This window comes from Paenibacillus sp. YAF4_2, assembly GCF_052113225.1.
Lineage (GTDB): Bacteria > Bacillota > Bacilli > Paenibacillales > Paenibacillaceae > Pristimantibacillus.
Map to the genome: position 1 here is coordinate 527,959 of NZ_JBFRCT010000002.1, position 11,756 is coordinate 539,714.

The 11,756-nt window shown below is 46.3% G+C and carries 14 protein-coding genes; 11 read left to right on the forward strand and 3 right to left on the reverse strand.

The window, feature by feature from the left end; translation table 11 throughout:
* Positions 1 to 74 precede the first annotated feature (74 nt).
* From AB4Y93_RS06450 to mntR, 8 genes are all read left to right on the forward strand, one after another.
* A complete protein-coding gene (locus AB4Y93_RS06450) occupies positions 75 to 482 on the forward strand; it encodes a Fur family transcriptional regulator (RefSeq protein WP_441890520.1) in 408 nt (135 codons plus the stop codon).
* Complete coding sequence (gene yidD, locus AB4Y93_RS06455) at positions 482 to 754, forward strand: membrane protein insertion efficiency factor YidD (RefSeq protein WP_441890105.1); 273 nt, start codon at positions 482 to 484, stop codon at positions 752 to 754. The genes AB4Y93_RS06450 and yidD overlap by 1 nt, the downstream gene beginning before the upstream one ends.
* Positions 755 to 1,130: 376 nt before the next feature.
* Positions 1,131 to 3,119, forward strand: a complete 1,989-nt coding sequence (metG, locus tag AB4Y93_RS06460; RefSeq protein WP_441890107.1) for a methionine--tRNA ligase — start codon at positions 1,131 to 1,133, stop codon at positions 3,117 to 3,119.
* 210 nt (positions 3,120 to 3,329) lie between these two features.
* On the forward strand, positions 3,330 to 4,277 hold the full coding sequence (locus AB4Y93_RS06465) for a metal ABC transporter solute-binding protein, Zn/Mn family (protein WP_441890109.1): 948 nt from the start codon (positions 3,330 to 3,332) through the stop codon (positions 4,275 to 4,277).
* A gap of 36 nt (positions 4,278 to 4,313) precedes the next feature.
* The gene (locus tag AB4Y93_RS06470) at positions 4,314 to 5,114 is read left to right on the forward strand and encodes a metal ABC transporter ATP-binding protein (RefSeq protein WP_441890111.1); all 801 of its coding nucleotides are present in this window, start codon (positions 4,314 to 4,316) and stop codon (positions 5,112 to 5,114) included.
* A complete protein-coding gene (locus AB4Y93_RS06475) occupies positions 5,098 to 5,907 on the forward strand; it encodes a metal ABC transporter permease (protein ID WP_441890113.1) in 810 nt (269 codons plus the stop codon). The genes AB4Y93_RS06470 and AB4Y93_RS06475 overlap by 17 nt, the downstream gene beginning before the upstream one ends.
* A 22-nt stretch (positions 5,908 to 5,929) precedes the next feature.
* A complete protein-coding gene (locus AB4Y93_RS06480; protein WP_167272615.1) occupies positions 5,930 to 6,646 on the forward strand; it encodes a cytochrome c biogenesis CcdA family protein in 717 nt (238 codons plus the stop codon).
* A 108-nt stretch (positions 6,647 to 6,754) separates the two neighbouring features.
* Positions 6,755 to 7,177, forward strand: coding sequence for a transcriptional regulator MntR (gene mntR / locus AB4Y93_RS06485; RefSeq protein ID WP_441890115.1), 423 nt, complete (start codon positions 6,755 to 6,757; stop codon positions 7,175 to 7,177).
* A gap of 316 nt (positions 7,178 to 7,493) precedes the next feature.
* Here mntR and AB4Y93_RS06490 read toward each other — a convergent pair whose 3' ends face one another.
* Positions 7,494 to 8,150, reverse strand: coding sequence for a uracil-DNA glycosylase family protein (locus AB4Y93_RS06490; RefSeq protein ID WP_441890117.1), 657 nt, complete (start codon positions 8,148 to 8,150; stop codon positions 7,494 to 7,496).
* A gap of 79 nt (positions 8,151 to 8,229) precedes the next feature.
* Between AB4Y93_RS06490 and AB4Y93_RS06495 the strand changes: the two genes are divergently transcribed.
* Positions 8,230 to 9,168, forward strand: coding sequence for a patatin-like phospholipase family protein (locus AB4Y93_RS06495; RefSeq protein WP_441890119.1), 939 nt, complete (start codon positions 8,230 to 8,232; stop codon positions 9,166 to 9,168).
* Here AB4Y93_RS06495 and AB4Y93_RS06500 read toward each other — a convergent pair.
* Together AB4Y93_RS06500 and AB4Y93_RS06505 are read right to left on the reverse strand one after the other, a co-directional pair.
* Positions 9,162 to 9,458 (reverse strand): hypothetical protein, encoded by a 297-nt coding sequence (locus AB4Y93_RS06500; RefSeq protein WP_441890121.1) that lies wholly within the window; start codon positions 9,456 to 9,458, stop codon positions 9,162 to 9,164. The genes AB4Y93_RS06495 and AB4Y93_RS06500 overlap by 7 nt on opposite strands.
* Positions 9,459 to 9,485: 27 nt before the next feature.
* Positions 9,486 to 10,430 carry a DUF1385 domain-containing protein gene (locus AB4Y93_RS06505; RefSeq protein ID WP_441890522.1) on the reverse strand — a complete coding sequence of 315 codons (945 nt, stop codon included), beginning with the start codon at positions 10,428 to 10,430 and terminating at the stop codon, positions 9,486 to 9,488.
* A gap of 211 nt (positions 10,431 to 10,641) precedes the next feature.
* Between AB4Y93_RS06505 and AB4Y93_RS06510 the strand changes: the two genes are divergently transcribed.
* Both AB4Y93_RS06510 and aroQ read left to right on the forward strand, forming a co-directional pair.
* Positions 10,642 to 11,205, forward strand: a complete 564-nt coding sequence (locus AB4Y93_RS06510; protein WP_441890123.1) for a YqhR family membrane protein — start codon at positions 10,642 to 10,644, stop codon at positions 11,203 to 11,205.
* A 96-nt stretch (positions 11,206 to 11,301) separates the two neighbouring features.
* Positions 11,302 to 11,748, forward strand: a complete 447-nt coding sequence (gene aroQ / locus AB4Y93_RS06515; RefSeq protein ID WP_441890125.1) for a type II 3-dehydroquinate dehydratase — start codon at positions 11,302 to 11,304, stop codon at positions 11,746 to 11,748.
* Positions 11,749 to 11,756 lie beyond the last annotated feature (8 nt).

An 11,756-nucleotide genomic window follows, 5' to 3' on the forward strand; every position in this document is an offset into this window, starting at 1 on the left:
CGGCATTATGAATAAAAGAGACTTTTTTGTCGGAGGTTCTTACCTTGCATACAATAGAGGAAATTATACAACGAATGACCGGACAGGGTTTACGAATAACGGATCAGCGGAAATCGCTGGCCAAGTTGTTCGCCGAGACGCCGGGTTATCTTGCACCTAAGGAAGTATATGAATATATGGGCAAATCCTACACGGGATTAAGCTTTGATACGGTATACCGCAACTTGCGTGTTATGGAGGAGCTGGGTGTGCTGGAACAGGTCATCTTCGAGGAAGGTGTTAAGTTCAAGCTGCATTGCAGGGAGAATGAGCATCACCATCATATGATCTGCCTGCAATGCGGCAAGACGTATCCGATTATTTTTTGCCCGATGGAACAGACGGACGTACCAGACGAGTTCCGTGTCGTAAAACATAAATTTGAAGTGTTCGGCTACTGCAAAGACTGCATCCAGGAAGAGTCGGCTGCTGGGGAAGGGTAATGGCAGGCGGCAGAAGAGCAAGAAGAGTACTTCAGGCACCAGTTATCTTTTATCGGAAAGTGATTTCACCACTCACTCCGCCATCCTGCCGCTATTATCCGACTTGTTCGGCATATGCGCTTGAGGCACTGGAAAAGCATGGAGCATTGAAGGGTTCCTGGTTAGCTGCCAAGCGAATTGCGCGCTGCCATCCCTTCCACCCAGGAGGATACGATCCCGTTCCGCCTGTCGCCGGCAGCGATGATGAAGAAGGCGGAACAGCTGCTCCTTGACAATGACGCGTTGAATTGGTTATATTTTGTCATATAAGCATATTTGTATATTCGATGAACGGATAAGTACGATGAAGAGTCCATGACAGAGAGCCGGGCAAGGTGCTGGAAGCCGGTATGGATAAGCATCAGAAGATGGTCCAGGAGGATCTGTTTCCGAGCCTGATAAGTCAGGTAAGGGAATAGCGCGAAGCTGGCGTTAATAGCTCTGCCGTCCTAAATTGGCGGCACACGAAGCTGCTGTGCTTTAAGTACTTCAATCAGCGCAGCGGAAATTTGGGTGGTACCGCGTGAGTGAATGTAACTCTCGTCCCATGTTGGACGGGAGTTTTTCGCGTTCTCATGCATGTATATGATGATAATGGAGGTAGATGAAATGGGAAAAGATAACAAAACCTTTTATATTACGACACCGATTTATTATCCAAGTGATAAGCTTCATATCGGTCATGCGTACACAACAGTAGCTGGCGATGCAATGGCTCGCTACAAACGTCTTCGCGGCTATGATGTATGGTATTTGACAGGTACTGATGAGCATGGTCAGAAGATTGAACGTAATGCGAAGGATAAGAATAAATCTCCTCAGCAATTCGTCGACGATATCGTGGTAGGTATTAAAGAGCTCTGGTCGAAGCTGGAGATCTCCAACAATGATTTCATTCGTACGACGGAGCCCCGTCATAAAGAAGCAGTAGAGAAGATTTTTGCGCAATTGCTGAAGCAGGATGATATTTATAAAGGAGAATATGAAGGCTGGTACTGTACACCATGCGAATCATTCTTCCTGGAGCGTCAGCTTGTAAATGGCAACTGCCCAGATTGCGGACGTCCTGTTGAACTCGTGAAGGAAGAGAGCTACTTCTTCCGGATGAGCAAATACGCCGACCGCCTTCTGAAGCACTATGAAGAGAATCCGGAGTTCATTCAACCAGAATCACGCAAGAATGAGATGATTAATAACTTTATTAAGCCAGGCCTCGAGGATCTTGCGGTATCCCGCACAACTTTCGATTGGGGTATCAAGGTTCCTGGTGATCCGAAGCATGTGATCTATGTTTGGATTGATGCTTTGTCTAACTATATTACTGCGCTGGGTTATGGGGCAGAGGGTACGACCAAGGATTTGTACGACCGTTTCTGGCCGGCGGATGTTCACTTGGTTGGCAAGGAGATCGTTCGTTTCCATACGATCTATTGGCCAATCATGCTGATGGCTCTTGGACTGCCGCTTCCGAAGAAAGTATTCGCGCACGGCTGGCTTCTGATGAAGGATGGTAAAATGTCGAAGTCGAAGGGTAATGTGGTTGATCCAGTAACCCTAATCGACCGTTATGGTCTTGATGCGGTTCGCTACTACTTGCTTCGTGAAGTACCGTTTGGTTCAGATGGAACATTCACGCCAGAGAACTTCGTTGACCGGATCAACTTCGATCTGGCTAATGACTTGGGCAACCTGCTCAACCGTACCGTTGCGATGATTGACAAATATTTTGAAGGCGAGATTCCGGCTTATGGCGGGAATGTAACGGAATTTGATGAGTCCCTTCAAGTGCTGGCGGCAGAAACGGTTCGCCAGGTCGAAGCTTCGATGGAGACAATGGAATTCTCGGTTGCCTTAGCGGCAATTTGGCAGTTTGTCAGCCGTACAAATAAATATATTGATGAGACTTCCCCTTGGGCACTCGCAAAGGACGAAGCGAAAAAAGGTGAGCTTGCCTCTGTTATGTATCACCTAGCGGAGTCACTTCGTATCATCTCGATTCTGCTTCAACCGTTCTTGACTCATGGTCCTCGTGAACTGTGGCGTCAGCTTGGTCTTGAAGAAGGCGAGTTAACGGCATGGGAAAGCACGAAGCAATTCGGCAAGCTGCCTGGCGGAACACGCGTTAGCAAAGGCGCACCTGTCTTCCCGCGTCTGGATGCAGCCGAAGAGGTTGCTTACATCGCTGCGGCAATGGGCGGAGGGACTGCTGTTAAGGTGGAAGTTGCTGCACCTGCAGCCGAGAATGCTGCTCCTGAAGTAGAAGTTGAATCGAAAGAAGAAATCGGTATTGAAGATTTCGGTAAAGTTGAGCTTCGAGTTGCCCAAGTTATTGCCGCTGAGCCTGTGAAGAAAGCGGATAAGCTGCTGAAGCTGCAGCTTGATCTTGGTTATGAGCAGCGCCAAGTCGTATCTGGTATTGCGAAATTTTACACGCCTGAGCAAATGGTCGGACGCAAAGTGATTTGTGTCACGAACCTGAAGCCGGTGAAGCTTCGTGGTGAATTGTCCCAAGGGATGATTCTGGCAGCCTCCCATGGTGATCAGCTTACTCTTGCGACGGTACCAGATGACATGCCTAACGGTGCTATCGTTAAATAAGGAAACAAATGCAAGGGAGAACCGCCCGGATCTTATGATCCGCGGCGGTTCTTTTGTATTTACGTATGTGCAGGTCCAAGCGTGTAAATAGTAGATAATAGGTTAACTTCAATTATTTCATATTGTGGGTTGACAGGGTTTAAACCCACTCGTATAATCTTAAACGTAATAGTAACGATTACTAAAAAGAAACGATTGGAGATTATACGAATGCGTTATATCAAAAATATTGGCCTTCTTTTTATTGCAATAACGGTATTTCTGGCGGCATGCGGGAGTAATTCGAATAAGGAGCTTGTCGAAGGCAAGACGAATGTGGTGACCAGCTTTTATCCGCTATATTATTTGGCATCAGAGATTGGCGGCGACAACGTAAATGTCGTAAACTTAATACCGGCTGGTGTCGAGCCACATGATTGGACACCAAAGAGTCAAGATTTGACGATCGCTTCGAAAGCACAGCTATTCCTGTACAATGGCGCGGGACTTGAAGGCTGGACAGATGATTTCTTGACAGGTCTGCCTAAGAACAGCGGTCTCGTTGCGGCAGAAATGAGCAAAGGGATTGAAATGATTCATGGTAATCCGGAAGAAGATGAGCATGAAGATGATGGTCATGATCATGACCATGATCTGGATGTTGATCCGCATACCTGGGTAAGCCCAAAATCTGCTATAATTATGGCTGCTAATGTAAGAGACAGCTTAGTTCAGGCGGATGCTGCTCATAAAGATGAGTTTGAGGCTAACTATAAGGAACTTGTAGGTAAGCTTGAGGCACTGAATGATGAGTTCGAGTCCAAATTAGCAACTGCTCCACATTATACGATTGTCGTATCCCATCAAGCTTTTGGTTATTTGGCAAGGGATTACGGTTTGAAGCAAATCGCCATAACTGGCCTATCTCCTGATGCAGAGCCGCGTCCTCAAGATCTGCTGAATGTAGCTAAGCTCGTGAAATCGGAAGGCATCAAATATATTTACTTTGAAGAGCTGGTCTCCCGTGATTTGGCCAATACGATTGCCGATGAGACAAATACAGAGCTGCTCGTGCTTAATCCTATTGAAGGTCTTACACCAAAACAGGAAAAAGCAGGCGAAGATTACTTAAGTCTGATGGAACAAAATCTGCAAAACTTATTAACAGGATTGCAATAAAAACATGATTCGAAAGATCCAGAAAGGAGGGCAACGATGCAAAATTCCACTTGTCATCAAGATATAATTACCCTTGAGGATGTATCCTTTTCCTATCAGAATCAAGTGGTTCATAAAGGGCTTAATTTCTCAGTAAAAGAAAGAGATTTCATCGGACTTATTGGTTCAAATGGTGCAGGCAAAACAACCTTGCTGCGTATGATCGTTGGTCTGCTTAAGCCGGAGAGCGGTACAATAAGGCTGTTCGGTCAGCCTGTCTCTCAGTTCAAACAATGGGATAGAATTGGTTATGTCCCGCAAAAGAATTCCTTTAACCCTTTGTTCCCGGCAACGGTTCGGGAAGTAGTATTATCCGGCTTGTACAGCCGCAATAAACTGTTCCGTAAAATTACGAAGGCTGACCAGAAAAAATGTGATGATGCGCTCCATGCAATGAACATAGAAGATTTGGCTATGAAGCGGATCGGTGAGTTGTCCGGTGGACAGCAGCAACGTGTATTTCTCGCCAGAGCACTCATCAATAACCCGTCCTTGCTTATCTTGGATGAACCTACAGTTGGCATTGACTCGGAGACACAGGAAGGCTTCTTCCATATGATCAAGCACATGCATCAGCATCATAATATTACGTTCCTGATGGTATCGCATGATATGGAAATGATTCGGTCCTATCTGGGCCAGCAGCCTGCAGTGGAGAGCGGCAAGCTGAAATTTTACAAGAAGCATTCGCATGAATTGCAGGATTGTGTAGAGAATGATCTGACGCATAGCTTGAGGGAGCTTCGTCAGCAAATGGAGAGCAGGAGAGAGGTAGTTACGGTTGGAGATCTTAGCTAGTGATTTTTTTCAACGGGCGCTTATTGGGGGCGTGCTGATCGGGATTACGGCTCCACTTATGGGAATCTTCCTCGTTCTGCGCCGTTTATCGATGATTGGAGATACGCTGTCTCATGTATCCATAGCTGGGGTAGCCTTAGGTTTCCTGGTTGGCGTATATCCGGTAGCGGTTGGTTTATTATTCGCGATTATTGCTTCCTTCTTTATTGAGAAGCTGCGGAAAACGTACAAATCCTATGCGGAATTGTCGATTGCTATTATTATGTCTGGTGGTGTAGCTCTTGCATCGATTATGTTCACGATGGGAAGAGGCTATAACGTAAATGTGAATGGGTATTTGTTCGGGAGTATTCTTACCTTGAATGATACGGATTTGATTACGATTGCCGTTGTAACAGTAGTGGTGCTGGTGGCTATCCGTACACAGCTGAAAGAGCTGTTTCTGCTTACTTTTGACGAGGATGCAGCAGCTGTAAGCGGCTTGCCCGTTCGGTTCTATAATGTTATGATTAGCGTGCTTACCGCACTTGTTATTAGTGCTTCTATCAAAATCGTAGGGGCCTTGCTGGTATCAGCCTTGCTGACGATACCCGCTGCTTGCAGCTTAATAATCGCCCGCAGTTTCCGGCAAAGTGTGATTACAGTTGTTATAATTGGTGAGCTTGCTGTCGTTGCTGGTCTGATGATAGCAGGAGTATGGAACCTCGCGCCGGGCGGTACAATCGTATTGCTGCTGATCGCGATTATGCTTATCCTTATGCTGGTAAAGCGTGGCATACGGTTAGGCAGTTAACTTTGGGTTGAGGTGTATAACTTTGGATAATATTAATGTATGGCTGGCGTTTGGCGCCGGCTTTGCTTCATTTATTTCACCATGCTGCCTGCCTTTATATCCATCTTATTTATCTTACATAACCGGTATTTCCGTAAGTGATCTGAAACAGAATAACCACACCTCCCACATGAGAATGAGAACGATGACACATACGTTTTTCTTCATTCTAGGGTTTTGTACGGTGTATTACACGCTTGGGTATGGCTCCAATGTGTTTGCGGAATTTTTCAGCCAATATGAATCGCTTATCCGTAAATTATCAGCCATATTGATTGTATTGATGGGTTTATTCCTCGTTGGTATATTTCAGCCGCAGGTGTTGATGAAGGAACGCCGTTTCAACATTGATCCGACTAAGAAGACAGGATACATTGGTTCCTTTATTTTTGGTATTGGTTTCTCTGCTGGCTGGACACCATGTATTGGACCGGCATTAACAGCGATCCTTGCTTTGGCTGCTTCGAAGCCAGGGACATGGTTTGAACTGACAACAGCGTATGCACTAGGCTTTGCGATCCCATTCTTCGCTTTAGCCTTTTTCCTTGGTTCAGCACGTTGGCTGCTGAAATATTCCACGGTTGTAATGCGTATTGGCGGGGGCGTCATGGTGCTGATGGGGATCCTGCTGTTTACAGACCAAATGACAAAAATTACGATTTGGCTGAACCAAGTGACACCAGCTTTTATGAAGTTTTAATGGAAGAACGCAGGCTGATCGGCTTGCAGAGGCATTAAAAATCGTTGTATGATACTAAGAGTAACGCCATAAGACAAGGTGTAGAATGCAGGGTTAGGGGGTTCTTCATTGCCGACTCCGAGCATGGAAGACTACTTGGAACGTATTTATAAGCTTATTGATGAGAAAGGCTATGCGCGCGTTTCGGATATAGCCGAAGGGCTTGAAGTGCATCCTTCATCTGTCACCAAGATGATTCAGAAGCTGGATAAAGACAATTATTTGATCTATGAGAAGTACCGTGGACTTGTTCTGACGAGCAAAGGGAAGAAGATGGGCAAACGACTGGTTGACCGTCATCACTTGCTCGAATCGTTCCTAACGATTATCGGTGTACAGGAAGAGAACATCTATCGCGATGTCGAAGGCATCGAGCATCATTTGAGCTGGGACTCGATTACTTGTATCGAGACGCTAGTTGAATATTTTAATCGTGAGCAATCTCGCTTGGACGAGCTGAGAGGGATCCGGTCTGAATTAGAAACCGAGTAAAAGCTCGCCGCTTGCGGCGGGCTTTTTTAGTTGCCTGGAAGTTAGCTTGAGCAGACTGCGTGCTTGGGGCACGGGGTATCTCCTTACGGCCGCTGTTGTCCGGGTATTGCTCGAATTATACTCGCTGAGGTTGCAATACCCGGACAAAGGCGAACGCTACGCTCCTTCAGGAGATACCCCTTAGCCCCGGCGCCTTCGTCTGCCGCTAACGGCAGGCAACACAGTCAGCCCGCCGCGAAAGCTGCGAGCTAATGGGATCAGGACAGGGGGGAGCTTCGCTATGGAAACAGCGAAGCTCCTTGTATTCTCCTCAGTATTAGGTTAACCCAAGTATATCCCTGATTAGTTCTCTTATTTCTGGCATACGCTTCTTTTCGAATGCTGGATGAGCTTTAAACCAGCGAATATTCAGAGGCGAGGGATGGGGAAGCACAACAGCAGGTTTATTATTAAGCGTGTTATTTTTAAAGATCAAATCTTCAAAACTTTCATTTGGAAAAAGGTATTTTGCCGCTCTTGCACCGATGATGATATAAAGCTGGTTATCTACCATTTCAATCTCTCTCGCCAGCCATTTATTCGCACAAGCAAGAGGTGGAGGGTTATCGCCGCCTTTTGGATGTTTACCTGGGAAACAGTGAGCGATCGCCGTAATATAAAAGTTATCTTCATTGTAAAAGATGTCATCTGTAATTTGATACCACTGGTATTTTAACTTCGCTCCTGATGGGTCATTGAACGGTAAGCCGGTCTCATGAACCTTCTTGGAGGGCGCTTGACTGATCTGCATAATCTTCGACCGTTCTTTCCCGTGAAAGATCGGATTCGGTGTAAAGCCAAACTTTTGCTTACAATCCTGGCATGTTGTTATTTGATCTTTTAGTTCATTAAATCTCATTGTTTTATCTCCATTGCCTACATATTTGTCTCTAGGTATTATTCCTAATATATATTTTCTCACAAACCCTAACATGTAGACAATTCTCCTCGGCATATATACTTTTGATGGGAGCCGAATCGACACTGCTTCCGTTGTCCGGGGGGATGCGGAAGTGAAGATTAATGCAGTGTTCGAAGGTGGCGGAGTGAAGGGGATATCGCTGGCTGGAGCAGTCAGGGCGGCGGAGATGCAGGGAATTGGGTTTGAGCAGGTTGCAGGTACATCAAGCGGAGCTATCATTGCAGCAATGCTTGCGGCGGGCTACAGTGGTCTTGAAATTAAACGGATCGTGGAGAATACGCCGTTTTCTACTTTCTTGAAACGGTCTTTTATCTTCAATATGAAAGTGATTAGTCCAGCCCTTAGGCTGCTGGTGAAGAAGGGGCTGTACAGCGGCGAAGCATTGGAATATTGGGTAATGCGCTTGATGGAAGCGAAGGGTATTCGGACGTTTGCGGATTTACCTGAGTGTAAGCTTCGGATTGTTGCCTCAGACATTACGAATGGGCGGCTGCTTGTCTTACCGGAGGATATCAAGATATATGGGATGGATCCGAAGAAGCTTAGTGTCGCGAGAGCGGTGCGCATGAGCGCTAGTATTCCGTATTTCTTCGACCCGGTTGTTGTTCGTTATTCCAAGCTTTACTCTTCGTTATCCCAAAAGGAGAAGGAGGAGAAAGTGAAGCCTCATCTTCAAGCATATATTGTGGACGGGGGATTACTCAGCAATTTTCCGCTTTGGCTGTTTGACCGGGAGCAGGCGGGGAGGACGAATCCAGTACCGACGGTAGGGTTTCAAATGGTCGGAAAAAACGACAACGAACCGCATGAAATACGCGGTCCGTTGTCGATGCTTGAAGCAATATTCGAGACGATGATGCAGGCCCATGATGAACGGTATATTAAGAAATATGCCCGTGATCGAACCGTCAAAATTCCTACTTTAGGCATCCGGACTACACAGTTTCATTTACCTGATGGGATGGCAGAGAAGCTGTTTCAGTCCGGATTTAAAGCTGCGAATCAATTTTTCGAAGGGTTTCGTCAATGATATTTCGGCAGATCATCGTCATCCTTGCCGCCATCGATCACTCGGAATGGCGTACGGCGCGATTTCGGCTTTTGCCGTGGAGTCGTTCTGGACTGCTTCACAAATGGCTGTTGTCTGACTCGTACATTGCTTCCCCATGTGTTAGGCGGATATTTATATAACAGGAAGATGCCGCCAAGCACAATAATAGGAATTAGAAACGAAGTTAGATGCTGTCCGATTCCGTACAAAATCCCAATTGCCAGAAGGGTCAGCACAATAATTGAAGATGCGTTCCATTTCCGCGGCATGATACCACCTGTCCTTTATTGGAATGATTATGCTTTGGTGCTCATTTGCTGGTCAAGCTCACGCATCCGGTTGAAGGAGGCGATGGATACGGCAACCTGTTCATCGTTTGGCTCTTTCGTAGTAAGAAGCTGAAGCCACAGGCCGGGATAGCCCAAGTAACGAAGCACGGGTACATCACGCAATGCATTCGTCCAGCGAAGCACCTCATAGGAAATGCCAAGTGTCACTGGCAGAAGCAAAATACGAATATAGACGCGTTCCCAAATCGTATCCCAACTAAAAATCGGAAGGGAATAGATGATAACCCCTACGATTACCGTGAAAATAATAAAACTGCTGCCGCAACGGTAATGAAGTCTGCTGTACTTTTGTACGTTGCTTGGTGTTAATGCCTCACCGGCTTCATACGCGCTTATTACCTTATGCTCGGCGCCATGATATTGGAAGAGCCGTTTGATAAGCGGTGTTACAGACATCAGATACAAATAAACGAGAAGGATAATAAGTTTGATAAGTCCTTCTAATAAGTTATGACCAACTTTGTTCTCGAATACATCCTGGAACAGTAAACTTTCAAGAGCTGCCGGTGCTGCGGTAAGAAGCAACTTTCCGAATATAAAGGAGATAACACCTGCCGCGGCAACGCCAACAATCATTCCAAGGCTCCAGCCGGATTTTTCTTTCTTCTGAGCGGCTGCTTTTTCTGCCTCGGACATGTCGGCTGTTTCGTCTTCCGCGTATGTTTCCATAGAGAAGTTCAAATGCTGTGAGCCCTTAGCGCTGGAATCGATGATTCCGACTACACCTCGGACAAGAGGAATCCTCTTGAGCGATTGTACCCACCGTTTGGTCGTGCGCGGAACCTCGTAAAATACGATTTCATCGTTCTTCCTGCGTACAGCGGTTACATTCACATGTTTACCTGCGAACATAACGCCTTCAATAACAGCTTGTCCGCCGTAAATGCTCATATTGTTTTGAGACAAGAGCTTGTCACCTTCCTTAAATAGTATCGTCCCGATCAGGTGACGAAGGTATAAATCTATTGTACTTGATCGTTTATAGATTTGCCAACGTCATCATCTTCCGTTTCCTGTACATGCACGAATCCTTGGTTATCCTTGGGGATTACGTTGCATACTAGAAGAAAATTGGTTGTGCATGAGAAATGGAGGCATGATGATGGCAGCAACAGGAGTCAGAGCTTTTGGGAAAGGTGCAAAAGGAAGTAAGCAGCATAACACCAAACAAAGTGGCCAGAAAGAACAGCATGGATCGGAGCATCACACGAATCCATGGCTGTTCAGCTGCATGATTGGTTTTTTCGCAGGCTTGATCTGGGGTACAACCCGCTGGCTCTTTTATGAATTAAAATTTACGGTGGAGCTTCCTGGTTTAATCGCCGATCCATTCTTTAAGTCTTCTTATTTAAAGACAGGCTGGGGTATAGTCGTAGGAATTGCAAGCTACATCATTTTCTCCATAATAGCGGGCTTACTTTATAAGGTATTGCTCGGCAAGCTGCGTGGACCTTGGCCTGGGGTATTCTATGGACTTGGATGGTGGGTGGTCATGTTCTTGATCCTTGGTCCTACAGTTGGCTTCTCCCGTCAGATTACAGTCGCAGGATGGAACACGTTGTTCTCAGAATTATGCATCTTCCTGTTATGGGGGCTGTTTATCGGATACTCGATTTCCTTTGAATTTACCGACGAAGCTTCAAGAGAGCCGATGGGCGCGCATTGACTCAAGGTTTCGACTTCTCAAGCAGCGGTCATTTGTGGTAAAATGGCTAATGATCTTTGGCTAAGTGCAAGATTCGGCTGACTGGGAGGTGCGAAATTGCTTAGAATTGTTGTATTAAACGGGCCTAACTTAAATATGCTTGGCGTACGTGAGCCTGGTGTATACGGCACAGAGACGCTGGCCCAGATCGAAGCGAAATTGCGCGAACAAGCATTGCAGCTCGGCGTGGAGCTGGAGTTTTTCCAATCCAATCACGAGGGCGCCCTAATTGACCGGATACATAGCGCATTTGGGCAAGCAGATGGTATTGTAATTAATCCAGGCGCTTTGACTCATTATAGTTACGCGCTTAGAGACGCATTGAGCACGGTTGCTTTGCCGGTTGTTGAGGTGCATCTGTCCAATATACATAAACGTGAAGCGTTCCGTCATGTATCGGTCATTGCGCCGGTGGCGATTGGTCAAATCGCCGGCTTTGGCGGTCAAAGCTATGAGCTTGGACTTGCAGCGCTTGTTGCAAAGCTTCAAAATGGTGTTGCGTGAAAGGGGAG